This window comes from Vreelandella hamiltonii, assembly GCF_014651795.1.
In the GTDB taxonomy this organism is placed as follows: Bacteria; Pseudomonadota; Gammaproteobacteria; order Pseudomonadales; family Halomonadaceae; genus Vreelandella; species Vreelandella hamiltonii.
The window spans coordinates 65,842-90,892 of record NZ_BMXO01000011.1; the positions used below are offsets into that span (position 1 = coordinate 65,842).

Consider the following 25,051-nt stretch of genomic DNA (forward strand, 5'->3'; position numbering starts at 1 on the left):
AGCCAATATGGCTTGCTCAGCAGCATCGGCGCGCAACATGTCATGCTCGTGACAGTTGGATGAAGGTTTGACGAAGCCTGAATAGCACCTGAACAGGGAGCAGGTGTCATTGGTCTATATCCTTTTCCAGTCTCTTGAGCTGTCGACCCAGTCCTTCCATGATGGAGGCACTCACGGTGTCAGGAAAATCATCCGGCAGCAGCGCCGCTACCCGGCTCATGGCTGCGTCAGCCTGTGCGAGTATGCTCTGTATGATTTCCAGCGTCCGCCGCCGAGAAAACCCCACCTGCTGGGCCGTACTGAGAAAGTGGCGTGGCAAGAAACGCGACCAGTGATAGTGGCGGTTCTTTCCTTTCAGCGACATCGCCATCCTGGCCTTTGCTTCGGGCAGGCTTCCTTTTGCCATGAGGGGATAGGCGGAAATAACGTCATAGAGCGGCGTCATTCGGTAAGCAGTTTGTGGCTCGATGAACACACTGAAATTCTTGGCATGCCCATCGATGGCGGCCAACAGCCAGAACATGATCTGAGCCTTGAAGAAGTTCTCCCGGTCGCTCGTGGCTTGCTGGGAGCCCATCAGCAATTCCATGCCTGCCCGGATACCTGGCCCACCGTCGTTCTCATACTTCAGTGCCGGTGCAATGCCCAGTGCCTGGCAAAAGTCTTCCTGCGGGAGACGCATCAACCAGCTGCCGTCGCTCGACCAGCGTCGGTCGAATCGCGCTACCACCAGCACGGTATGCTGTTCGAAGCGCGCCAGCTCGGCGTTAGCAACCGGCACTCCAAAGGCCTCGAGAATCTTCAGGCATAGCCATTCGTTCTCGTTGCTATCGCGAAGGTCGATATTGCTGTGACTGAGAAACCCAATGGGCAGCTTGAAGATGTGGCTGGTGGGCGTGGCAAATGATGGCCGATGCCAGCGTTCCTGGTGCCAAAGCAGAGCCATTTTTTCCTGCGCCCCGGCGAGCGAGATTCTGAAGTCTCCATCACGATGCATGCCAAGCGGCAACTCTTGGTAGCCGCTGAGCAATGTCGCGATATCCGTCTCATCCAGCGGCTCTGCTGTGATCCGTCGAACATTGGGTATGGTGTCTGTCTCGGGATACAGCTGAATAGCGCCGATACAATCACGACCTACGGCGGCGAGAAGGTCAAAGGGGTGTCCGGTCGCCAGCTGAAATTTTGCCTGCATTCTGGCGCGAATCGCCTCGGAGTCGGGCAGCAGGTTATCGAAGAAGTTGTAAACCACCGCGCCACGATAGCTTGCCGAAGATAACGGCATGGATAATGAAATAGCGCGTGCGCCGGGGCGGTCTAGCCATTCAGGCAGATAGCGGAAAGCCATGGCGCCGGAACGGCCGAGGCTGAGTCGGCCTACCTCGATACCGTTGAGTGCTACCGTCAGGTTAGCCACTGGTTACCACTCCTCATCCCACACCTGTTCACTTTGCTTACTCTCTCTCTTTGCCACATGTAATTCTAGCCCGAGGGCAGCCATCAGTTTGAAGAGCGTTTCAACGCGGCTTTTTTCCGGGTGATTCTCGAAAGCGGAGACGGTGGCTTGTTTGATGCCGACCTGTTCGGCGGCATCTTTCTGGCTCATGCCATTATGGGAGCGGGCTTCTTTCAAGGCCTTGGCCAGCATATCGGGTGAGGTAATTTTCATGGCTATGTCTCAGAACGATTCCTCAGGACGGCCCCTTGGATCTATCCCTTTTAGCGGATAAGGCGCATCTTATCCTCTGTAAAGGATTTTTCGCAATTATCCGCTGTAGAGGATTTCTTGATATGCCTGTTGGCCGTAGCATGTTCAGAGCACCTCAGAAAGGACTTTGGCACGTAAAGACTCGAGGGCTGCAGATACAAAAACCCCGCATCTTGAGATGCGGGGTTTTTGCTGGCACTAATAGTGATTACGCGACGTCAAAGCGATCCGCATTCATCACCTTCGTCCAGGCGGACACGAAATCCTTGACGAATTTCTCGGCGTTATCGTCCTGGGCATACACTTCGGCGTAGGAGCGCAGCAGCGAGTTGGAGCCAAACACCAGATCCACCCGCGAGGCGGTCCATTTCACGGCACCGGTCTTGCGGTCGCGAATTTCGTAGGCGTTGCTGCCCACCGGCTTCCAGGTGTTGGCCATGTCGGTCAGGTTGACGAAGAAGTCGTTGGTCAACTGGCCTTCACGGTCCGTGAAGACGCCGTGCTTGGTGCCACCGTAGTTGGTGCCCAGCACACGCATGCCACCCAGCAGCACGGTCATTTCCGGGCCTGTCAGGCCCATCAGCTGCGCACGGTCGAGCAGCATCTCTTCCGGCTTCACGATGTACTCTTTCTTCTGCCAGTTGCGGAAGCCATCGGCCAGCGGCTCCAGCGGTGCGAAAGAGTCCGCATCGGTCAACTCATCCGTTGCGTCGCCACGGCCTTTCAGGAAGGGCACACGGATATCGTAGCCCGCTACCTTGGCAGCTTGCTCGATACCGACGCTACCCGCCAGCACGATGATATCCGCCACGCTGGCACCGGTGTCGGCTGAAATCTGCTCGTAAACGCTGAGCACTTTGGCCAAACGCTCGGGCTCGTTACCCTGCCAATCCTTTTGCGGTGCCAGACGAATACGCGCGCCGTTGGCGCCACCGCGCATGTCGGAACCACGGTAAGTACGGGCACTGTCCCAGGCCGTCGCGACCATATCGCCGATGGACAAACCGCTGGCCGCAATCTTCTGCTTGACGACTTCTTCACAGTAGTCGGTGCTGCCTGCGGGCACCGGATCCTGCCAGATCAGGTCTTCCGCCGGTACTTCCGGGCCGATGTAGCGCGCTTTCGGGCCCAGGTCGCGGTGGGTCAGCTTGAACCAGGCCTTCGCGAAGGTCTGCTTGAAGTACTCCGGGTCCGCCATGAATTTTTCACAGATGGCGCGATACGTCGGATCCACCTTCATCGCCATGTCCGCATCGGTCATGATCGGGTTATGGCGAATGGAGGGGTCGGTGGCATCGACCGGCTTGTCTTCTTCTTTGATATCGATCGGCTCCCACTGGTGGGCACCGGCGGGGCTCTTTCTCAGCTCCCACTCGTAGCCGAACAGCAGGTCGAAGTAACCCATGTCGAATTTAGTCGGGTTGGTCGTCCACGCCCCTTCGATGCCCGACGTGACCGCCTTGCTGGCTTTACCGTCCATATGCGGGTTGTTCCAGCCAAAGCCCTGGTTTTCGACATCGGACGCTTCTGGCTCGGCACCCAGGGCACCGGCATCGCCGTTACCATGACATTTACCGACGGTGTGACCACCCGCCGTCAGCGCGGCCGTTTCTTCGTCGTTCATCGCCATGCGAGCAAAGGTTTCGCGCACTTGCTGAGCGGTTTTCAGCGGGTCGGGCTGGCCATTCACGCCTTCCGGGTTCACATAGATAAGCCCCATCTGAACGGCCGCCAGCGGGTTTTCCATGGTCTCGGGCTTTTCGACATCGCCGTAGCGCTCGTCGGAGGGCGCCAGCCACTCTTTCTCGTTGCCCCAATAGATATCTTTTTCCGGCTCCCAGATGTCCGCACGGCCAAACGAGAAGCCGTAGGAGGGCAGACCCATGGACTCATAGGCCACGGTACCTGCCAGGATCATCAGGTCGGCCCAGCTGATCTTGTTGCCGTACTTTTTCTTGATCGGCCACAGCAGACGACGCGCCTTGTCCAGGCTGACGTTGTCCGGCCAGGAGTTGAGCGGCGCAAAGCGCTGGCTGCCAGTGCCACCGCCCCCACGGCCATCGGCGATGCGGTAGGTGCCTGCGGAGTGCCACGCCATACGAATCATCAAGCCACCGTAGTGTCCCCAATCAGCGGGCCACCACTCCTGGCTATCGGTCATCAGCGCATGAACGTCTTTTTTCAGTGCGTCGAAGTCGAGCTTGCGCACTTCTTCACGGTAGTTGAAGTCTGCGCCCATCGGGTCCGATTTACGGTCTTGCTGATGCAAGATATCCAGATTCAGACCTTCCGGCCACCAATCCTTATTGGCAGTACCAGTCGATGTGTTGCCGCCATGCATGACAGGACATTTACCGCTCATAGCTCTCTCCCTTATTGCTCTATGCCTTGGAATGACCAAGGGAACAAGTGCCGTGCATCCACGCTAAAGACGATGATTGCTGGCGCCTCGGATGCATTATTGATGTGTCACAGTTTTATAGCACCTTGCCGATAGCCACAATTTGCATTTTCTGACCAATTCAATAGCTCTCGACTATTGAATATTTTGGCCTTTACGTCGATACCCCTTATACGAGCGTTGACGAGGATGACCGATACCCACGTTCAGGGTTCGTGCCCGTCCCCCTATTAACGCTATACTTTCATGACGTAAAATCAAACAACGATATGATGAATCTGGTCAGGTGGTACTCGGCCTTTCGACTATCAGAGTAGCACTGCATGCTGACGACAAAACGTCTCTCCACCGGCTTTACCTTGCTGGAATTGCTGGTCGCGCTTGCCCTGTTTGCCACGCTGGCCACCATCGCGGTTCCCAGCTTCGCCAGAATCATCCAGGAGAATCGGGTCATCACGACGACCAATGATTACAAGATAGCGCTGAGCTTTGCGCGCAGCGAGGCCGTACGACGTAATCAGACAGTTCGCCTGCAGCCTGCCGCCGGAGGGTGGAGCACGGGTTGGGAAGTGATCGCCAACGGTGAAAGCCTGCGCCGCTGGGAGCCCTCTGCGGCGGACCTGACGATCGAAGATGCGCCAGCGAATTTCAGCTTCAACAGCCTGGGGCGGTTGGTGGGTGCCGACTTTACCTCTCAGAATGTCTCGCTAACGCTGGGTGATATCGGCCGCTGCGTGCGTGTGGAGCCTAGCGGAATCTCCCGGGTGCTGACCCAGCGGCAAGCCTGTGACTAACTCAACGTCGAGTATGACCTGATGCCCAAGGCCCAAAGCGGTATTTCACTGCTGGAATCGTTGATTGCCCTACTGGTGCTGTCGATCGGCCTGCTGGGCGTGCTGGGGCTACAAACCCAATCCCTGGTGCACAACCGCGCCGCTTATTTCGAAACCCAGGCCACCAACATGGCACAAGACATGCTGGACAGAGTGCGTGCCAATCGCGAACAAGCCGCCTCCTACACACTGGGATTAGGCAGCGCCCCCGGAGGGAGCGGCCTTCCCGGCCGTGACCAGACACAGTGGGTAGAGGACCTGGCCGCAGCACTGCCCGGTGGCGAAGGCGGCATCGAGGTGGCCAATCGGCGCGTCAGTGTCACGGTGCGCTGGGACGATACCTCCGCCCCCGACGACGTTCGGCAAATCCAACTGGTATCGGAGCTCTAGCGTGAGCCATGTCACTCCCCCTCAAACCCAGGCGGGTTTTACGCTGGTCGAGCTGCTGGTGGCCATGGTCATTGGCCTTCTGGTCATGGCGGGGGCGACGCAGCTGTTCATTTCGTCGCAGCAGAGCTTTCGCTTCCAGACGGCCCTGGCCGATATGCAGGACACAGGCCGATTTGCCCTGGATACGCTGTCACGCGAATTGCGCCAAACCGACTACAGCGGCGGCTGCGCCTTGCCGCAAACCACCGTGCACGTACGCAACATTGCCGATGCCAGCAGCGCGCCCCTGCCGCTACAGGCATGGCGGGATATCTCCAACGCCGATTTTGCCGACAGCTTGAATAGCCCGCTGGCCAATCAGGACGTGCTGGCGTTTCGAGGCGGCCTGATTGCACGCACTGGCTTTGCCGATGACTCCTTGGAGATCGCCAGCGTCGACAGCAATCAACAGATCACCTTGAACGCGCAAACAGGTGCCGTGTTCAATCAACGGCTGGTGCTGCTGCAGGGCCTGTTGAACTGCGATATTTTCTATAACACCTCCAATAATGCTAATGATACTAGCGTACTGCGAAAAGCCAGCACCTCGGGTTGGCAGAGTAACGTAGCGGCCAATACCAGCCTTTGGGGTGCTGCCAGCGGGCTCGGCTATCAGTCAGGGCAAGACGTATCGCTGAGCGCGCTGGGCAGTGCCATCTACTACCTGGGCCTTGACCCGGACAACAATGACACTCCAGCACTGATGCGGCTGGATATCAGTCAAGCCACGCCACGCAATGAAATCGTGGCCAGCCATGTGGTGGCCATGCGGACAGCGTTTCTGGTGGACGATGACTATCTCGCAGCGGATGACATCGACGATGCCCTATGGCCCGCCGTACGGGCGGTACGCATTACCCTGATCGTGCAAAGCGACCGGCCCAACCTGCGCAATGCCGACACCACCCTGGCCGTAGGCAACTTCCGAGGCGCCAACGCCTTTATCGGCGGTGAAGGACGACTGTATCAGGCGTTCACCACCACCATCGCCTTGAGGAACCGCTGACATGTCGACGCGAGGCCACCCACAGCAAGGCATGGCGCTGGTGCTCAGCCTGATTTTCCTGGCCATCGTGACGATACTGAGCCTTTCGTCCATGCAAGGGGCCATGACACAGGACCGCATGGCCTCCAGCCAACGCGACCACAGCATTGCCTTTCAGGCAGCCGAGGCTGCCTTGCGAGAAGCCGAGACACGCTTGCAAAACGGCAACGATCCTTCGGCAGCATGGACGACCCATGCAATGAACATGGCTGAGCTCAACCGCAACCCACGCTACCGCGTACGCATGCTCGCACCCATCGGCTCACGCTCCAGCAATGAGAGTGGTGAAATCATCGAAATTCTATACCGCGTCGAGGCACAGGGGTTTGGTCGTGGTGAAGACACGAGTGTCTGGCTGGAATCCTTGTTCGTTCGTCAGCAGCAGGTGGAGGTGGCAGTTCCATGACCCAAAGATCCTTTGCTGTATTCATGCTCACCACGGCGCTTACCTTCGGCGCACTGGGGCAGCCTGCCTTTGGTGCGGGTACCTTTCCTCCGCCCACCGACCCAACGCCGACGCCCCCCACCGAGCCCGAACCAACGCCTGAGCCTGAACCTGAACCTGAGCCAACCCCACCACCGGAACCAGAGCCTCCCATTGGTGGCGGTGGCGACGACCCTATCGATGAAAATTTCGATATTCCCAATGACCGGGTCGGTGTTTCTCCGGCACCTTTGAACGTGGTGAGCCGCGTTCCCCCCAACGTTCTGCTGATCCTGGACAACTCGGAAAGTGGCCAGGAGGGCTTGGATGGCCGGGTCGCCGTGGGCAACCAGCCTGGCGATCGTGAAAACCTGGCGGCCTGCCAACCCAATACGTTCAATGCTTCCGCGTGCCCCGCTGGCGCACGCTCGCCGCTGAGCAAGTCGAGCATCATGAAGCGCGTAGGCCGCGACCTGATCGAGCGTTACCGTGGCGACTTGAACCTGGGGCTGATGGCCTACCAGCAAAACCCCGCCTCGCGTACGCGCGACGCAGCCTTTAGTGGCAGCACCGTCGTATGGCGACTCACCGAGCGCGGCCTGGCGGCACGTTACTCCAGCAATGCCAACCCCAGCTGGTACGACCCGAACTTTGACGGGGCATGGAATGCCACGACCAAGCGCTATCGGGCCAGACTGCCTGGCACCAATATCTATGCGTTCTTCAACGTGGGCGTGCCTGGCTACATGTTCGAGGAAAATTTCTCGACCGGCCTACCGCGCAATGATGTGACCGAGTATTGGCGGCGTATCTCCAACCCGACGGCCACGTCCGATCAATTGTCCGAGCGCTACCGAGGCTTGACCACGGGCGGTTCGAACTCGCCCTCCATTGGTGACGGCGTTTCCTACAGCAACCCGGTGAACTCGAATTTCACCCTGCCGCTGGTCGACAGCCTGCGTCAGCGGGGCATCCCCAACTGGGGGGCACACACGGCCTCCATGCAGCTCAACCAGTGGGAGTGGCGGACGACCTCGTCCCCAGGGCTAGGCTACCTGCACGTGCCCATTGGTGGGCTCAATAACGACGGGACGGTAAACGCAGCCCATTGGGAGGCGATCGAGACCAAGCTGGGCACCCAGCGCCACGAGTGGAACGGTAGCGGCAACCCCATGACCGACCCCAGTTGGCCGCTGTTGGCAACGGGCTTGACCCCTATCGAAGGCACCATGTACACCGCGCGTGATTACTTCTTGAACAACAGTGGCAGCGGCAGTGCGTTTGGCACCAACCAGGGGCGCCGTGCAGGCATCTCGATTCCCAACCTCAATAATCCCGACGCCCAGCAGTGCTTGATCAATGCCAATATCTGGCTGACCGATGGCTTACCTTCAGTGGACCGCTTTGGCAACTCGCTGGGTAATAACGTCAGTGGCGCATTAGCCAGCGCCGAGGCAGCCATCAAACGGCTTTATGACGATACCGGGGCTCGGCTCACAAACCCTGTGCGCACCTACGTGGTCGGCTTCAACCTGCCGCCGGACATCGCCAACCTCCCCAATGTCTCGGACGACCCGCTGGGCGACCTGGCCCGCGCCGGAGGCACCGAGCGTGCCTACTTTGCCAACGACGAAGCCTCGTTGAATCAGGTGATGCAGCAGGTGCTGGGCAGCATCATCGCCGCGTCTCAATCCAACACCTCGGCGGCAGTCAACAGCGACGAATTCGGCGTGGAAGACGGCAATCTGCTCTATACGGCGGGGTTTAGAAGCGAGGACTGGTCGGGCCGTCTGGCGGCTTTTGCCGTTCAAGCAGATGGCAGCAGGAGCAGCCGCTGGAATGCCGAAACGCAGCTTGCCCAGCAGGCAGGCAACCGCCGCTTGCTGACGACTCGGCGGCTGGAAAACGGCAGCCGCGCAGGCGCCCTGCTCAGCGCAGAGACCAGTGGCCTGACCAGCGCCGAGGTGCGCTGGCTGCAGGGCGAAAACGTGCAGGGGTTACGCACCCGGCAGTCGTTGCTGGGCGATATCATCAACGCCAATCCGGTGCTTCTGCAAGGGGCAGGCAGCCGCCCGCCGCTGCTGATGGTGGCCGCCAACGACGGCATGCTGCATGGTTTTCATGCCAACACGGGACAGGAGCTATTCGCGTATCTGCCGTCAGAGTTGACACAAGGGGAAGCGCCGCCCATCCGCTCCCTGACGCGTACCGACTATAACCACCGCTACTTCGTCGACGGCACCCCAGCCGTTCGCGACGTCAACATTTCCGGTGGGCCTTCAGCCGTTGCCGTCGGCACCATGGGTGCGGGTGGCCGTACGGTGTTTGCACTGGATGTAAGCAACCCCGCCAACATGGGAGCCAACAGCGTGCTCTGGGAGTTCCGCCATCCGGAACTGGGTACGGGGGTCAGCCAACCCACCATTACCCAGCTCACCGACGGTACCTGGGCGGCCATCTTCGGCAATGGCTACAACAGCGTTGGCTATCAGGCCTCGCTGTTTGTGGTCAACCTCACGACCGGTCGCCTCATTGCGCACCTCAAAACCAACACCGGTAGCGAAGCGGCCCCCAACGGTTTGGCAACGCCCACCGTCACGGCCTGGCCCAGCTACAACGGTGCGCGCTTTGCTTACGCTGGCGACCTGGCAGGCAATATGTGGCGCTTCCCGCTCACGGCAGGCAGCAGCATCAATCGGCTTTACCAGGACAGCGCCAGCCAGCCCATTACCTCTGCCCCAGCGGTGACGCTGAGCAGCGGCTCCCCCGATACGCTGATGGTCATGTTCGGCACCGGCAGCTATTTCCGCTCGGGCGACATTGGCAACAATGCCACGCAGCAGTTTCTGGGCATTCAGGACCGTGTCGGCCGCACGACGACCTATGGCACATCGGACCTGTTGACCCAGCGCATTAGCGGCAATGCGTCGCGAGATGGTTTCAACCTGCGGGCGAGCACCAACCTTGCGCCTTCCAGTAACCAGCGCGGCTGGCGCATCGAACTGCCTCCCGGAGAGCGCGTGATTGCTGCACCCTCGATTTCGAGCAGCCTGCCGCGCCGTGTTCGCTTCTCGACGCTGCTCCCTGATGAATCCGACCCCTGCGGCGGCGGCCGGGAAGGCTTCTTCATGTCCTTGCTGGCCGATACCGGCGGCAGTGGTGGCATGACCACCTTCGACTTCAACGGCGATGGCCAGCCAGACAGCGACGCCACCATCAACGGCGATGCCATCACAGGCCTTCAGGCAGGTACCGGCGAGCGGCTGGTCGGAGTCAACGATGGCCAGGTAGAGCGCCTGTTCGTGGGTAACCCCGACGATCCCAGCGCGTCTCCCAATGGCGATGGTTCCATCACCATCGGCTTCAACGCCGACCACCTGGGCCGTCGCGCCTGGCGGCAGCTCACCGACGAAGAGACCGACGGCTGACCAACCAGCCAACAAATCGGGGAGCCCATGGGCTCCCCGAGTTCATCTTCCAGCGTCACTCATCCTTCGACCAGCGGTAGCAGGGCATTCACGCTATCCCGTGCATCGCCGTAGAACATTCGCGTGTTCTCCTTGAAGAACAGAGGGTTCTCGATGCCCGAGTAGCCGGTGCCCTGGCCACGCTTGCTGACGAACACCTGCTTGGCTTCCCACACCTTGAGTATCGGCATGCCCGCGATGGGGCTATTGGGGTCCTCTTCGGCGGCGGGGTTCACGATGTCGTTGGAGCCGATGACGATGACCACGTCGGTGGTGGCGAAGTCGTCGTTGATTTCGTCCATTTCCAGCACGATATCGTAGGGCACCTTGGCTTCCGCCAGCAGCACGTTCATGTGCCCCGGCAAACGCCCAGCCACCGGATGAATCGCAAAGCGCACGGTTTTACCCGCAGCGCGCAGCTTGCGTACCAGGTCGCTGACCGCCGCCTGCGCCTGCGCCACGGCCATACCGTACCCGGGCACGATGATGACACTGTCGGCGTCGTTCAAGGCCGAGGCAACGCCGCTGGCATCGATGGCCACCTGCTCGCCTTCGATCTCGGCGGCAGGCCCCTGAGTGCCCCCAAAGCCCCCCAGAATCACGCTGATGAAGTTGCGGTTCATCGCCTTGCACATGATGTAGGAAAGAATGGCCCCGGAGGAGCCCACCAGGGCCCCGGTCACGATCAACAGGTCATTGGAGAGAGTGAAGCCCACTGCCGCCGCCGCCCAGCCGGAGTAGCTGTTGAGCATCGACACCACCACGGGCATGTCCGCCCCGCCGATGCCCATGATCAGGTGGTAGCCAATGAAGAACGCCAGTGCCGCCAGCAGGAGCAGTGTCCAGAAGCCCGCGCCATTGAGGTACAGGATCGCCAGCAAGAGCGACAGCGCCGCCGCTCCGGCATTGAGCCTATGTCCACCGGGCAGTTGGCGAGGTTTGCCATCCACCTTGCCAGCCAGTTTGCCAAAGGCCACCACGGAGCCGGTAAAGGTCACCGCGCCGATGAAGATGGCGAACACGACCTCGATCTGCAGAAAGGTCAGCTCGTCCGGTGCCTTGGTGGCCACCAGCGCAGCAAACGCAGAAAACTCCTGCATCACGCCATCGGCAGCCCGCGCGGCCATCACTCGGCGACGCTCCAGGTCGGCACTCCAGGCCACGAACACCGCCGCCAACCCGACAAAGCTGTGCAGCGCCGCGACCAGTTGAGGCATTTCGGTCATCTCGACCTTGCCCGCCACGTAAACCCCTATCCCGGCGCCGATCACCATCATCGGGATCAGCCACCCATAGCCGCCAATACCGGGGCCGAAGGCGGTGAACAGCACCGCCACCGCCATCCCGACGATGCCGTACCATACGGCACGTTTGGCCTTTTCCTGGTTGCTCAGCCCACCCAACGAAAGAATGAACAGCACGCTAGCCGCAATGGCCGCGGCAGATACGAACCCTTGTCCTAGCATATCGTTTCTCCGCCGCTCAGGATTTCTGGAACATGGCCAGCATCCGGCGTGTCACCTGGAAGCCACCCACGATATTGATAGACGCGATCAGTACCGAAATCGCCGCCAGTACGCTCACCACACCGCTCCCCGACCCCATCTGCAGGATGGCCCCCAGGATGATGATCCCGGAAATGGCATTGGTCACCGCCATGAGAGGCGTATGCAGCGAGTGGCTCACGTTCCAGATCACCTGGAAGCCAATGAAGCAGGCCAGCACGAAGACGATAAAATGCTGCATGAACGACGCTGGCGCGACTTGCCCCAGCAGCAGCATCACGGCACCGCCTGCCGCCAACAGGCCGACCTGGCGCTTGGTCTGTGCTTTGAAAGCCGCCTGTTCGGTGGCCTTCTTCTCTTCCGGCGAGGGCTGCTTCTCTTTCTTCTTAGGCTTGGCCGCGCCAATGGCTTTGACCTTGGGCGGAGGTGGAGGAAAGGTGATTTCCCCCTGGTGGGTCACCGTGGCCCCACGAATCACATCGTCATCCATATTGTGGTGGAGCACGCCATCCTTCTCCGGCGTCAAGTCACTGAGCATATGGCGAATGTTGGTGGCATACAGCAACGACGCCTGGGTGGCCATGCGTGAGGGGAAGTCGGTATAGCCAATCACCACTACGCCGTTATCGCTCACCACGCGCGCATCGGGCTGGGTGAGGTCGCAGTTGCCGCCCTTTTCGGCGGCCAGGTCGACGATCACCGAGCCGGGTTTCATGGCCGCCACCATGTCGTCCAACCACAGTTTGGGCGCGGGTTTGCCAGGAATCAGTGCCGTGGTGATGACGATGTCCACCTCGGGCGCCTGCGCGCGGAAACATGCCAGCTGCTTTTCGCGGAACTCAGGGCTGGAGGGCGAGGCATAGCCACCGCTTTCCGCGCCGTCCTGGGCGTCTTCGAAATCGAGGAACAGAAACTCGGCGCCCATGGACTCGATCTGCTCGGAAACTTCCGGGCGTACATCGAAGGCGCGCACCACAGCCCCCAGGCTGGTAGCGGTACCGATTGCCGCCAACCCCGCCACGCCCGCCCCGATCACCAACACCTTGGCAGGGGGCACCTTGCCCGCCGCGGTCACCTGGCCAGTAAAGAAGCGGCCAAAATTGTTGCCCGCCTCGATCACCGCCCGATAGCCCGCAATGTTGGCCATGGAAGAGAGCGCATCCATCTTCTGGGCCCGAGAAATACGCGGCACCATGTCCATGGCAATCACGGTGGCACCCTGAGCTTTGCAGGTTTCCAGCAGCGCCGCGTGTTGGGCTGGCCAGAAGAACGCGATCAGCGTTTGGCCTTCGCGCAGCCGCTGTGCCTCTTGCTCGGAGGGCTCCCGTACCTTGACGACCACGTCGGCTTCTTGCCATAGCGCCTCGGCATGTTCGACCACGGTGACGCCAGCCGCCCGGTACGCCTCATCACTGAACCCGGCCCCGGCCCCCGCACCCGCTTCTACCAGGCACTCATGGCCCAGCTTGTGGAGCTGCTGCGCGCTGTCCGGCGTCAGCGCGACCCGCGCCTCGCCTTTAGCACTCTCTTTTGGTGCGCCTATTTTCACACGCGTTCTCCCTGGTTAGCCCATTTCCAGCGCCAGTACCAAAACGCTTACGTTTTCACCCCTGGCCATTGAGCGCTGAACCTTACTGCTAGCGCAAGTGATTACGCCAGATAGCAGTCTAGGATCTAACGCGGCGACCGCCAGTTACTATTCAACCTTGGATTCAACTGCGTTGTTTAACTACAACATGCACTTGAATTGGCATCAATCCCCACCAAAAGGGCGAGAAAACTACTCCCAAAGTACCGCAGGCAGTTTGCCCTACCAGTGATTAACTGAAGAAGTGGGTAGGGCAAACACGATGAACTGCCACCAACTCCCATATCAACACTCGCATGAACACTCACAACAACATGATTAACAACGCAGGAGAGTCTCTTATGTGGACCAAACCGACCTATCACGATATGCGCCTTGGTTTTGAAGTAACGCTGTATATCTCTACCCGCTAATCTCTAGCAACCGAGCCGCGGCCCCTGTCTTTAGCAACTCATTCTTACCGGGCAGGGGCTTTCACCGCAGCACCAACGTAGGAGGCCAGCCTATGCAGGTTTTAGTTCTTGGGGCTGCCGCAGGCGGCGGCTTTCCCCAGTGGAATTGCAACTGTCCGAACTGCTATCACGCTCGCCAGGGCAGTGCCGACCATCAGCCGCGCACCCAGTCATCGATCGCGTTAAGCGTGGATGGCAAACAGTGGTTGCTATGCAATGCATCCCCTGACATTCGCGCCCAGCTCAATGCTAATCCGGAATTATGGCCAAGCGAGCTGCGTGGCAGCGGTATTCGCGGCGTGCTGCTGGTGGATGCCCAGATCGACCACGTCACCGGGCTACTTTCACTAAGAGAGGGCTGCCCGCTGGAGGTATGGTGCACGCCCAATGTGCATCGCGATTTATCTACCGGCTTTCCGCTCTTCCCGATGCTGGAGCACTGGGGCGGACTGCAGTGGCAGCCGATTGGGTTGGAAAATCAGCAGGAAGTTACCGAATTTTCGATTCCCTTTCTGCCCGATATCGCACTCACCGCCTTTGCACTACACAGCAATGCCCCGCCCTACTCACCACGGCGCGGCGCACCCTCCTGTGGCGATAATTTAGGGCTGTATATAGTCGACCGCCGCAGCGGCAAGTCGCTTTGCTATGCCCCTGGGCTTGGCAACCCAACACCGCTGGCGATGCGTTTCTTAAACGCTGCTGATGTGGTGATGGTCGATGGCACCCTGTGGGAAGACAATGAAATGCAGACACTCGGCGTTGGCACCTCTACAGGCCAACAAATGGGTCATCTCGCGCTCAATGGCAACGGCGGCATGTTTGAACTGTTGAGTGAACTACCCAGCAGCACGCGGCGCATTTTGATTCACATCAACAACACTAATCCGATATTGGACAGCGCAAGCGATGCAGCGAAAACGGTGCAGGCCGCAGGCGTCGAAACCGCTTACGACGGTATGAAACTTACCCTATAGCCGACCTGTTTCTTTATAGAGCACTGACATCAGCAGCACTAACAATAACAATCAGGAGATAGATCATGGCGCTGACAGCGATAACGCCCTGCGCTTCTACCACCCCGCTCAGCCGGGAGGCGTTCCGTGAAGCGCTAATGAGTAAAGGGCAGTACTACCACCTTAACCACCCCTTTCAGCAGGCGATGGCCAATGGCGAACTTACCCGAGAGCAGCTGCAGGGCTGGGTGGCTAACCGCTTTTACTACCAGCTGATGATTCCCCAAAAAGATGCCGCGCTGCTGGCCAACTGCCCCGATGCCGCTACCCGCAGGCGATGGGTACAACGCCTGCTTGACCACGACGGCCACGCTGAACATGAAGGCGGAATTGAAGCCTGGTTGGCGCTCGGTGAAGCCGTAGGGTTACCGCGTCATACGCTGCTTTCCCAAGAGCGTGTGTTACCCGGCGTGCGCTTTGCAGTTGATGCCTACCGCCACTTTGTCGCCCGCGCGCCCTGGCAGGAGGCAGCGATCTCATCGCTGACTGAACTGTTTGCGCCACTTGCCCACCAAAACCGCTTGGATACTTGGCCCCAGCACTACCCATGGATCAACGAGCAGGGCTATCGCTATTTCCGCAAGCGGCTCAGCGAGGCCCGCCGAGACGTTGAGCATGGCCTGGAAATCGCCTTAGGTGTATGTACGACCGTGGCGCTGCAGCAGCGCGCGCTGGACATTCTGCAATTTAAGCTCGATGTGCTGTGGAGCATGCTGGATGCCATGACCATGGCCTATCAGTTAGACCGCCCGCCTTATCACACCGTCACCCGCGAAGCGGTATATCACCGTGGGCTTGAGCACTCACATTACTAGGCCATGATCGACCAGCGTTGGGGAATTCACCATGTCACAACAACTCGCCATGTCACATCACGATATTTACCAGCTGCGACGCGGCTGGCGCTTACAGTGGGAAGCCATTCAGGGCTGCCACGTTATTCTCTACCCCGAGGGCATGGTCAAGCTCAGCGCGACTGCCGGCGCGATTCTTGAACAGGTCGACGGCCAGCAAACTATCGGCGACATTATCGCCACCCTACAGCAGCGCTACCCAGGCGCAGAGACCTTAGCAGACGACGTCGTGCAGTTTATCGATGAAGCCCGCAGCAACGGCTGGCTAGCTGTGAAGGAGGTGCATTGTGGCTAATAAAAACAGGCTCAATCAACATTCAGCCAACCCAGCCGCTGAAGCGACCTCACCGCCTTTATGGCTGCTGGCGGAACTCACCTACCGCTGCCCGCTGCAGTGCGCTTACTGCTCTAACCCGCTGGCCTTTACCCGCTACCAAAACGAGCTGGATACCGATGCGTGGTTTAGCGTACTGCACCAAGCCAGGGCCATGGGGGCGGCTCAGTTAGGGTTTTCCGGCGGCGAGCCGCTGATTCGCCAAGACCTGGAAGCGCTAGTAAGTGAAGCACGCACGCTTGGCTTTTATACCAACCTGCTGACCTCCGGCGTGGGCCTCACTGCCCAGCGGGTAGACGCCCTGGCAGAAGCAGGTCTGGATCATATCCAGATCAGCCTACAAGCCGCCGACCCCGAACTGGCCCAGGCGCTGGCAGGCTCTGCCAAGGCTCACGCCAACAAGCTGGCGATGGCCAAAGCCGTCAAATCGGCAGGCTACCCCATGGTGTTGAACGTGGTGCTGCATCGGCACAATATCGATCAAATTGGCGACCTGATTGCGCTTTGCGATGAGCTAGGCGCAGATGCGGTTGAACTGGCCAACTGCCAATATTACGGCTGGGCGTTTTTGAACCGCCAAGCGCTGATGCCCACCCGTGAACAGCTGATACGTGCCGAAGCGGAAACCAACCGCTGGCGTGAAACACTCGCGGCGCGTGGCCGCGATATGTCATTGCTGTTTGTGGTGCCGGACTACTTTGAACAAGCGCCTAAAGCGTGCATGGGCGGTTGGGGCAGTATTTTTATGACCGTTGCTCCAGATGGTGCCGTATTGCCTTGCCATAGCGCCAGGGAGCTGCCGATGGCGTTTCCCAACGTCAAAGAGACATCACTGCAGGACATTTGGTACCAAAGCGATGCCTTCAACCGTTTCCGCGGCACCCAGTGGATGCCGACGCTTTGCCAACAGTGCGACGATCGCGATAAAGACCATGGCGGCTGCCGCTGCCAAGCTTATTTGTTAACCGGTGATATGAACGCCACTGACCCCGTGTGCCAACACTCTCCTCAGCATGGGTTGTTAGAGTGCCTGATCACAGAAAATGCCACAATCACTTCTGATCAAGCGACCCTGATTCCCCGCAATGCTCGCCAGTCAAAGCTGTTGCAAACAAAGCAGTTGCAGGGTCAGGCTGAAAGTCAGAGTGGCTTGGCAGCGCCTTCGCCCCGCCAACCACCCGAGCTGATTTATCGGCAATAAACCTAGTTAACCTATTAAGGCTCGCAGGTAGCTCGCTCAGCATGAGCGGGCAGCTGCGGGCAAACAGCGGCTAACGAATGACCGCTCGCTTGCCAGCCATCCACCCCATTGGGGTACCAATACAGCCCTTCATAGCCCATTGCCTCAGCACGCCGGGCAGCGTTCCAGGAAAGCCAGCAGTCAGCCCGGCAGAAAAACACCAGCGGTACCGCCTCTGGATGCTCGCGAAACGCATTAAGTGCATCGCTGAAATAGTCGACCCACGCATCTTCCAGCGCAGGAGCGCCAACGTTGGGCAGCCAAACGCTATCAGGAATGGTGAGATGAGGGCTATCCTGTAAAAACAGGCCGTCGCGCCAAGGCAGTGCATTAACATCTACCAGTATCACAGGCGATGCGTCCACCAGGGATTGAAAGGCATGGTCATCTAGCACGGTGACTCCCGGTAACGCAGCCGTCACAGGAGCCTTGAAAGGCGGTAACCGGTAGCCTTCTTGGTTGAAAGACGCTGACTGGTGAAAGGGGGCTGAGGGCTGTTCAGCCCCGGCTAGCATACTGAACAGCCCGCCTGCCCAGACACCCCCTATCCAGATCCCCCTCATACAGCAACGGCGCACAGGATGCGCCGAGTCGATGGTCGCCATACGCTTTACTCCCAGTCGAACGGACAGGCGGTACACCCCTCCATTTGCGCCAGTTGAAAGTTACCGTAGTGGATGCGCGCACCGGTCATATCGGCATTATTCAGGCGGGTAATGTTCATTTTAGCTTCCTGCAGGTTGGCATCACGCAGGTCGGCACCGATAAGGTTGACCTTATTCATCCACGCCATTTCCAGGTTACTACCCAGCAACGTCGCCGCTTGCATGCTGGCACCGGATAGACGAGCAAACCCAAGGTTGGCACCCGTTAAGTCAGCGTGGTCAAAAATCGCGCCTTGGGCGTAAATACTCCAGCTATCTAGCCCAATTAAACTCGCATGGGAAAGGTCTGCGCCTCGCAGATGCGTGTTGGGCATGCGCGCACGATTAAGGTTGGCATGGCGCAGCGATGCGCCTTCAAAATCAACGCTACGTAAATTGCTGTGACGAAAGTCCGCATTATCTAAATTGCTGCCCGCAAAGTTAGCCCCTTGCAGGTCAAGGTTGGAAAAGTCGCCGCCGGATAGATCCATGTCCGCGCACTGGGTGCCAGGCACCAGCTGGCAACCGTTAAACACAGGGGGGGCAAATTCATCATAGCTGCTGTCTGCCGAGGCAGTAGCGGCTGTACCAACGACCCCCATGCAGAGTAGCAGACCGACTATTTTTCGAGCACTGCGATGGGCGTTAACACGACGGTAGGAGCGCTGGGCGATACGATTTTTCATTATTATTCTCTCCATCTAAAAAAGGGCGGCACATGCCGCCCAAACACACGCGAATAACTTAACGATTAGCCAGATCTTGTACGAAGGAAGGCAGTTTAAAGACCCAGAACGAGCCGCCCTGCGCAATCGGTCGCGTCAGCTCAGCCATATCACCACCCCATAGTGGAACTGCGCCGCCGTAGCCTGCGGTAACACCAATGTATTGTTCACCATCCATTTCCCAGGTGATCGGTGGTGAGATGATGCCGGTACCGACTTGGAATTTCCAAAGCTCTTCACCAGTTTCAGCGTGGAACGCTTTAAAGTAGCCATCCCCTGTGCCGGTAAACACCAGATTACCGTGGGTCGCCAAGACACCTGCCCATAATGGCATTGGTTCTTTATGCTCCCAGGCAAACTCACCCGTGATTGGGTCAACAGCTCGTAAAATACCAACATGATCGTCGTACATGCGTTTAATGCGGAAGCCCATGCCTAGATAAGCGGCCCCTTCCACGTAGTCGACTTCTTCTGTCCAGTAATCTTCCTTCCAATGGTTACCAGGCACGTAGAACAGCCCCGTGTCTTGGCTATACGCCATCGGGTTCCAGTTTTTACCGCCAAGGAAGGGTGGCGACACTTCAACGGCTTCAGAGCGCGTTTCCCCCTCTTTCAAGCGCGCAGGACGCTGGCCTTCCACCTCTACCGGGCGGCCTGTTTCCAAGTCAATGTGGGTGGCCCAGGTGATGTTATCGACAAACGGGAAGGCATTAATCAGCTCGCCGTTGGTACGATCAGTGATATAGAAGAAGCCGTTACGGTCGGCGTGGGCACCGGCGTTAACCATTTCGCCATTTTCATCTTCGTACTCGAACAACACGATCTCGTTATTGCCTGAGTAATCCCAGGTATCATTGGGGGTGTGTTGGTAGAACCACTTCACTTCACCGGTGGAGGGGTCAACCCCTAGCTGGCCAGAGGTATAAAGACTGTCGTAGTCAGATGGGTCGCCATCTTCTGAGGTGCGTGCCCAGCCGTTCCAAGGCGCGGGGTTGCCTGCCCCAATGATGATGGTATTGGTATCGGGATCAAAGCTGGCACTCTGCCACGGCGCTCCACCACCTTGGCTCCAGGCTTGCACTTTACCGGTTTCGCTATCGGGGTCATCAGGCCAGGAAGGCGCACTAGCGTCGCCTGTTGGCGTGCTCTCTTCACCATTCAAGCGGCCCACATGACCTTCAACAAAGGGCCGCATCCAGATCTCTTCGCCGGTCTCTACGTCACGGGCATAGAGCTTACCGACAATGCCAAATTCATTGCCTGAAGAGCCATGAATCAGCATGACACGGCCCGTTTCCTGATCTTTCACAATGGTGGGCGCCCCAGTCATGGTGTAACCCGAGCGATGGTCACCAAAACGCTCGCGCCACACTACGTCACCGGTATCCTTATTCAGCGCGACGATGCCCGCATCCAGAGTGCCGAAGAACACCTTATCGCCGTAAATGGCCGCACCGCGGTTGACTACGTCACAGCAGGGGCGAATATCGCTGGGCAGGCGATGATTGTAGGACCACAGACGCTGGCCGGTACGCGCATCAATGGCGAAAATACGTGAATAAGAGCCGGTGACATAGATTACCCCTTCATGGATCAGTGCTTGGGACTCTTGACCACGCTGCATTTCATCACCGAAGGAGTGCGACCACGCGGGGGAAAGCATCTCTACGTTGTCAGCATTAATTTGGTCGAGCGGGCTGTAGCGTTGTGCTTTCACACCCATGCCATACATCAACACGGTTTCAGTGTTGTCATGGTCATTGAGAATATCATCCCAGGTCACCTGGCTGGCGTTAGCTGTCATCGCAACGCCACCTATGCCTAGCGCAGAGGCATAAGCAACGGCGGCGGTGAGCGTACGCAGGCGAAAGGGCCACGAAATGTTACGAGCTGACGTGTTGTTATTGGTAGCGTATGTCATGGGTTTTCCATCCGAGTAATGATCACAATGCAATGGCTGCAAAGCGGCCAAGCTGCTGCTTGCGTGGTGTTTGCAAGACTAAGCTCAGCTTAGAAGCTCGGATAAAAAACCAACCTCCCCCTCCAGTCGCGTTCTCATCCTGATTTAGCACTACTTCCAAAGGAGGAGTCCAGCGATGCCTAAGGTGCTATAGGGACTAAGCGCTGGCCTGCCTATGCTCACTCAAGTGACGTGACATCGACCCCCCTTGAGGAGCATTCCCATGACCATTACAAAAAACGTGCTGACAAAAACGCAGCTGACACAAACTACCCCGACAAAAACGCCCTTACGCTTCTACGGCCAAGCCGGTGCCATCGCCCTTGTTGCATTGCTGGCGTCACCGCTGGCGTGGTCACATGGCGATGTCACCCCTCAGCCAGTCGATATTAAGGGGTTAGAGCTTCTGGGAGACGAGTGGCTAGAAGAGAACCCCTACCGTGAAGATCATCCCCAGCACGAACTAGCCGTGGATATCGGTGCCCGTGCCTATAACAGTAACTGCGCAGCCTGCCACGGCCTAGAGGCAAAATCTGGCGGCATCGCCCCCGACCTACGTGAGCTTGAAAACGGCGCATGGGGCGATGAGTGGTACAAAGAGCTGGTCACCAACGGTGCTGAACGCAACGGCCGCGTACTGATGCCACGAATGTCCGACTACGTTAGCCAAGAAGGCCTCTGGGCCATCCGCACTTGGCTGGAAACCGTCAGCATGGAAACCACTAAAGGCCAATAACACGCATAGCGGGGAGGCATCATGGTTTTATTAACGCAGACGTTCATCCCTCCACGGCTCGCCGCGACCCTCGCGGCGCTTGCCTGCCTTTTAATTAGCGTGTTTCCGCCGGCCTCTCACGCGGCGACACTGAATACCGCCGAAAAAGACCCGCTTAATTCCTTTATGTGGCCTGTTTACCGCGAACGCTTCTTGGGCGATGCCTCCGTGGTATTTGACGAGCGAGTCATCGTGAACGCACCAAGGTTTGCCGAAGACTCAGGACAAGTCCCCATTGAGCTAGACGCCAGCGCCCTAGAGGCCAGCGGTGAACCAATCACCGATATTATCGCCTGGGTCGATCTCAACCCCATTCCCCGCCTATTCACGTACTCACCAATGAGTCACGGCTTAGCCAAGCTTTCGCTGAATATTCGTTTGGAACAAGCCTCCGCCGTGCGCGTCGCGGTGAAGCAGGGAGATACCTGGCATGTTGGCGGCACCTACATTGAAGCAGAAGGGGGCGGCTGCACCACACCCGGTATTGCCACCGCTGACACTGACTGGGAAAACACCTTCGGCGAGCTACAGGGCCGTTTGTTCGACAATGAGGATGAGCAACGCCTGCGGTTGCGCCTTTCTCACCCCATGGACAGCGGCTTAATCCCCAGTCAACCGGCCTTTTACGTGCAGTCGTTTGAAATGCTCGACCATCAGGGCCAGCAAGTGGCCACCTTGGATATCGAAGCCTCGGTAAGCGCCAACCCTACCTTAGGGCTGCATATGCGCTCCTCGCCGGGTGGCTATGTGATTGGTGCACGGGACAACAACGGCAATCGTTTTTCCATGGGCCTTCAGCCATGAAAGCGCACTTCTTAGGTAGTCTAGCGGCACTGCTAGCCGCCCCGCTGTTGGCCAGCGAGCCGATAATGTTCTGCGAACGTCCGCTAGTGGCTCAACCAGTTGCGGAAAACACCTGGATGGTGGAAGGCCTAACAGAAGAGCTTTCCACCAGCAACTGCGGCCACATCGGCAACCAGGCGTTTATTGCCACGCCCAACGGCGTCATTCTCATCGATAGCGGCAGTAGCCCACACTTTGGCGAGGCGCTAAAAGCGCTGATTGCTCAGCACACCTCTCAACCCGTAAGGTGGGTCTTAACTACCCACCACCACCCCGATCACTTTTTCGGCAATGCCGCCTTTGACAAGGCACAGCACCTCACTCTGGCCACGACCCGCGACCTGATGGCTCGCGACACAGACGCGCTGATCGACAACGTCGAGCGGCTGACCGGGCGCAGCTTGGAACACTCGTCTGTTGCCCTACCCGAGGTGATTGAGGCCGGTGACATAACGCTGGGCAGCTACCCACTCACCCTATATGCCATGAGCGGCCATAGCGGGGGGGATCTGGTGATTATGGATCACGCCACCGGCGTGCTGTTTTTGGGTGACATGGGCTTCTACCAACGCGCTGCCGCTACCGCTCACACCCCTGGCCTTCAACAGTGGCTGGAAGAACTGAGCGACCTCAGCGCGCTCGACGCCAGAATCGCGGTGCCCGGCCATGGCCCCAGCGCTCCCCCCGCAACGATCATTGACCAAACCATTGATTACCTTGAATGGCTAGACCAGCGCCTCAGCGACGTGGCTAGCGAAGGGTTGGGGGCCAATCACGCCTTGGCTGGTGAATTACCTGACACGTTTAGCACCATCGCACTCGCCGAATACGAGTTTACCCGCAGCGTGATGCAGCTTTACCCACGCTATGAAGCACGGCTGCTGTGGGGCGCCCCACACTAAGGAGCACGCCTATGCGACTTACCCTGGCGGATGCCGCCGAGCCCTGCGACACCCTGAACGAACTGCATAGCGACACCGAGACGGTTTACTGGCTGGCTCGCTGCCCGCAAACGGGCGACATGCAGCTTTGGCAGTGGCGAGCTAACAGCAATGAGCCGCCGCACTGTGTAATAGAAGAGGCGGTGGGTAGCCGCGTGAACCAGTACGGCGGCGGCAGCTACACGCCACTGCTAGGGGGCGTCGTATGGGTGCGCCAGCACGACCAGGCCATCATGCAGCTCCGCCACCACGGTAAAAGCTACTGCTGGCAACAGCGCCCGCAAACCGCCTACGGTGGGCTGTGCGCTGACCCTAAGCGCCACCGTGTATTAGCGGTTGAGGAAGATGCCCGCGGTCAGCGGCTGGTCGCCGTCACTGATAGCGATCGGCAGGTATTGGCAGAAAGCATCGACTTCTACGGCGCGCCGATAATAAGCGACGATGGTAACTATCTAGCGTGGGTGAGCTGGTCACTGCCTTATATGCCCTGGCAGCGCAGCCAGTTGCACCTCGCACAGGTGGCGGCTAACGGCGCGCTACAGGCCTTTGATAGCTGGGACTTTGGCACAGCAATTAGCCAGCCACAGTTTGGCCCGCACAACGCGCTGATCTGCATGAGCGATCATGCTGGCTGGTGGCAACCCTGGCAGGTTAATCTGGCCTCCCCCATGTGTCTGAGCAGCGCCCCCGTTGATCACATCACCACGCCATGGCAACTGGGTGAGCGCCAGCACGCTTGGCGAGACAATCTGCAGATTTACTGCCAACTACACCAGGGTGCAGCGCAGCTATACCGCCGTACCGGCGAGCAGGTGGAAGCACTGCTACCCGACCCCGGCCGCGTGGCAAGCATCACGCTGGCACAACACGGCGATTACGCCATAGTACAAAGCGCTACCAGCGGCGCCCAGCTTATACGGTTCAACGAAAATGGCTCACGCAGATACTTAGTGGGTAACGTCGTGGGTAACGCACACTCAGTGGATAGCACAAACTCAACGGGTAGCGTAATCGCAAAAGCACCTGCCACCGCCCAGTGGCTTGAAGCGCCGGTGGGTAATAAAGGCGAAACGGTTCACGGCTTTTTCTACTCAGCCTCAGCCAACCGCGCTGCGCCAATGATTGTGCGCGTTCACGGCGGGCCAACCGCCGCCACCTATCCCATCTACGACCCGCTGGTGGCCTATTGGCAGCAGCAGGGCTTTCACGTTTTAGATATCAACCCCCGTGGCAGCGGCAACTTTGGTCGCCGCTACCGTGAAGGGTTAGCCGGCCAGTGGGGCGTCAGCGATACCGAGGATGTGATTGCCCTGGTAAACGCCGTCTGCGCACGCTTTGCGATTGACACAGCGCGCTGCTTTATTCGCGGCCAAAGCGCTGGTGGATTTACCGCCCTCAATGCCCTAGCGGCCACGCCACTGTTTGCTGCGGCCACCAGCCTGTACGGTGTCACCAATGCGCTCACCCTAGCGGCACAAACGCACCGCTTTGAGTCCGGCTATCTGGGCTGGCTAATCGGCGATGACGCCCTGCTAGCTCAGCGCAGCCCTGCCTCTCAGATCAGCCTGTGCACAAGACCTATTCAGGCGCTGTTTATTCAAGGTGGCAAAGACGCGGTGGTGGTACCGGAGCAGACACACGCCATGGCGCGACATATTGAGCAGCATGGTGGCGAAGCACAAACACTGCTGTTTGATAACGAATACCATGGTATTCGACACCCTAAAGCCCGAAGAACCATGCTGGCCCGCGAGCTGGCCTTTTATCAGCATTTTTAATCACGTTTTAACAATATTTCTAATCGCACGTACATCAACAGCGTGCTTTATACCCCGCGACAGCACCAAGGTCGTAGCGCAACAACCCCCTA

General features: G+C 58.7%; 22 protein-coding genes. 14 read left to right on the forward strand and 8 right to left on the reverse strand.

All coding sequences use genetic code 11. From position 1 onward, the window contains the following. Positions 1-106: 106 nt before the first annotated feature. The 3 genes from IE061_RS11960 to katG all read right to left on the reverse strand — a co-directional run bounded on the left by IE061_RS11960 (position 107) and on the right by katG (position 4,067). A complete protein-coding gene (locus tag IE061_RS11960) occupies positions 107-1,414 on the reverse strand; it encodes a type II toxin-antitoxin system HipA family toxin (protein ID WP_193461690.1) in 1,308 nt (435 codons plus the stop codon). Between the two features lie 3 nt (positions 1,415-1,417). Beyond that, on the reverse strand, positions 1,418-1,666 hold the full coding sequence (locus IE061_RS11965; protein ID WP_016915307.1) for a helix-turn-helix domain-containing protein: 249 nt from the start codon (positions 1,664-1,666) through the stop codon (positions 1,418-1,420). A gap of 247 nt (positions 1,667-1,913) precedes the next feature. Beyond that, positions 1,914-4,067 (reverse strand): catalase/peroxidase HPI, encoded by a 2,154-nt coding sequence (katG, locus tag IE061_RS11970; protein WP_193461691.1) that lies wholly within the window; start codon positions 4,065-4,067, stop codon positions 1,914-1,916. 362 nt (positions 4,068-4,429) lie between these two features. Here katG and IE061_RS11975 point away from each other — a divergent pair, with 362 nt between their 5' ends. The 5 genes from IE061_RS11975 to IE061_RS11995 are packed head-to-tail and all read left to right on the forward strand — an operon-like array spanning position 4,430 to position 10,265. Then, entirely contained in the window at positions 4,430-4,900 is a 471-nt protein-coding gene (locus IE061_RS11975; RefSeq protein ID WP_193461692.1) for a GspH/FimT family pseudopilin, read from the forward strand. Between the two features lie 21 nt (positions 4,901-4,921). Continuing rightward, positions 4,922-5,329, forward strand: coding sequence for a type IV pilus modification protein PilV (gene pilV / locus IE061_RS11980; RefSeq protein WP_039174951.1), 408 nt, complete (start codon positions 4,922-4,924; stop codon positions 5,327-5,329). A 1-nt stretch (position 5,330) separates the two neighbouring features. Continuing rightward, entirely contained in the window at positions 5,331-6,374 is a 1,044-nt protein-coding gene (locus IE061_RS11985; protein ID WP_193461693.1) for a PilW family protein, read from the forward strand. Between the two features lies 1 nt (position 6,375). After that, the gene (locus IE061_RS11990) at positions 6,376-6,819 is read left to right on the forward strand and encodes a pilus assembly PilX family protein (protein WP_144980986.1); all 444 of its coding nucleotides are present in this window, start codon (positions 6,376-6,378) and stop codon (positions 6,817-6,819) included. Then, complete coding sequence (locus tag IE061_RS11995; protein WP_230478454.1) at positions 6,816-10,265, forward strand: pilus assembly protein; 3,450 nt, start codon at positions 6,816-6,818, stop codon at positions 10,263-10,265. Before IE061_RS11990 ends, IE061_RS11995 begins: the two co-directional genes overlap by 4 nt. A gap of 59 nt (positions 10,266-10,324) precedes the next feature. On the opposite strand, the gene IE061_RS12000 is transcribed toward IE061_RS11995, so the two are convergent. Continuing rightward, positions 10,325-11,770 carry an NAD(P)(+) transhydrogenase (Re/Si-specific) subunit beta gene (locus tag IE061_RS12000; protein WP_193461694.1) on the reverse strand — a complete coding sequence of 482 codons (1,446 nt, stop codon included), beginning with the start codon at positions 11,768-11,770 and terminating at the stop codon, positions 10,325-10,327. Between the two features lie 16 nt (positions 11,771-11,786). Then, a complete protein-coding gene (locus IE061_RS12005) occupies positions 11,787-13,358 on the reverse strand; it encodes a Re/Si-specific NAD(P)(+) transhydrogenase subunit alpha (RefSeq protein ID WP_096921937.1) in 1,572 nt (523 codons plus the stop codon). 380 nt (positions 13,359-13,738) lie between these two features. Here IE061_RS12005 and pqqA point away from each other — a divergent pair, with 380 nt between their 5' ends. From pqqA to pqqE, 5 genes are all read left to right on the forward strand, one after another. Further along, complete coding sequence (gene pqqA / locus IE061_RS12010) at positions 13,739-13,810, forward strand: pyrroloquinoline quinone precursor peptide PqqA (protein WP_081136035.1); 72 nt, start codon at positions 13,739-13,741, stop codon at positions 13,808-13,810. A gap of 92 nt (positions 13,811-13,902) precedes the next feature. Next, complete coding sequence (gene pqqB, locus IE061_RS12015) at positions 13,903-14,826, forward strand: pyrroloquinoline quinone biosynthesis protein PqqB (RefSeq protein ID WP_193461695.1); 924 nt, start codon at positions 13,903-13,905, stop codon at positions 14,824-14,826. A 65-nt stretch (positions 14,827-14,891) separates the two neighbouring features. Continuing rightward, on the forward strand, positions 14,892-15,680 hold the full coding sequence (pqqC, locus tag IE061_RS12020) for a pyrroloquinoline-quinone synthase PqqC (RefSeq protein WP_193461696.1): 789 nt from the start codon (positions 14,892-14,894) through the stop codon (positions 15,678-15,680). Between the two features lie 31 nt (positions 15,681-15,711). Further along, positions 15,712-16,014: a pyrroloquinoline quinone biosynthesis peptide chaperone PqqD gene (gene pqqD, locus IE061_RS12025; protein WP_212636725.1), complete on the forward strand. Its 303-nt coding sequence runs from the start codon at positions 15,712-15,714 to the stop codon at positions 16,012-16,014. Beyond that, positions 16,007-17,254: a pyrroloquinoline quinone biosynthesis protein PqqE gene (gene pqqE / locus IE061_RS12030; protein WP_193461697.1), complete on the forward strand. Its 1,248-nt coding sequence runs from the start codon at positions 16,007-16,009 to the stop codon at positions 17,252-17,254. The genes pqqD and pqqE overlap by 8 nt, the downstream gene beginning before the upstream one ends. Before the next feature lie 14 nt (positions 17,255-17,268). Here the strand turns inward: pqqE and IE061_RS12035 are convergent, their stop codons facing one another. From IE061_RS12035 to IE061_RS12045, 3 genes are read right to left on the reverse strand one after another with little or no spacing between them, the layout of a single operon-like run. Continuing rightward, entirely contained in the window at positions 17,269-17,898 is a 630-nt protein-coding gene (locus IE061_RS12035; RefSeq protein WP_081135998.1) for a rhodanese-like domain-containing protein, read from the reverse strand. Between the two features lie 5 nt (positions 17,899-17,903). Then, on the reverse strand, positions 17,904-18,623 hold the full coding sequence (locus IE061_RS12040; protein WP_081135994.1) for a pentapeptide repeat-containing protein: 720 nt from the start codon (positions 18,621-18,623) through the stop codon (positions 17,904-17,906). 58 nt (positions 18,624-18,681) lie between these two features. Further along, on the reverse strand, positions 18,682-20,466 hold the full coding sequence (locus IE061_RS12045; RefSeq protein WP_230478460.1) for a PQQ-dependent methanol/ethanol family dehydrogenase: 1,785 nt from the start codon (positions 20,464-20,466) through the stop codon (positions 18,682-18,684). 379 nt (positions 20,467-20,845) lie between these two features. Between IE061_RS12045 and pedF the strand changes: the two genes are divergently transcribed. From pedF to IE061_RS12065, 4 genes are read left to right on the forward strand one after another with little or no spacing between them, the layout of a single operon-like run. Next, positions 20,846-21,358, forward strand: a complete 513-nt coding sequence (pedF, locus tag IE061_RS12050) for a cytochrome c-550 PedF (protein ID WP_081135992.1) — start codon at positions 20,846-20,848, stop codon at positions 21,356-21,358. A gap of 21 nt (positions 21,359-21,379) precedes the next feature. Then, positions 21,380-22,201, forward strand: a complete 822-nt coding sequence (locus tag IE061_RS12055; protein WP_081135990.1) for a quinoprotein dehydrogenase-associated SoxYZ-like carrier — start codon at positions 21,380-21,382, stop codon at positions 22,199-22,201. Further along, the gene (locus tag IE061_RS12060) at positions 22,198-23,142 is read left to right on the forward strand and encodes a quinoprotein relay system zinc metallohydrolase 1 (protein ID WP_193461699.1); all 945 of its coding nucleotides are present in this window, start codon (positions 22,198-22,200) and stop codon (positions 23,140-23,142) included. The genes IE061_RS12055 and IE061_RS12060 overlap by 4 nt, the downstream gene beginning before the upstream one ends. Positions 23,143-23,153: 11 nt before the next feature. Beyond that, positions 23,154-24,959, forward strand: a complete 1,806-nt coding sequence (locus IE061_RS12065) for an alpha/beta hydrolase family protein (protein WP_081135986.1) — start codon at positions 23,154-23,156, stop codon at positions 24,957-24,959. Positions 24,960-25,051: the final 92 nt, after the last annotated feature.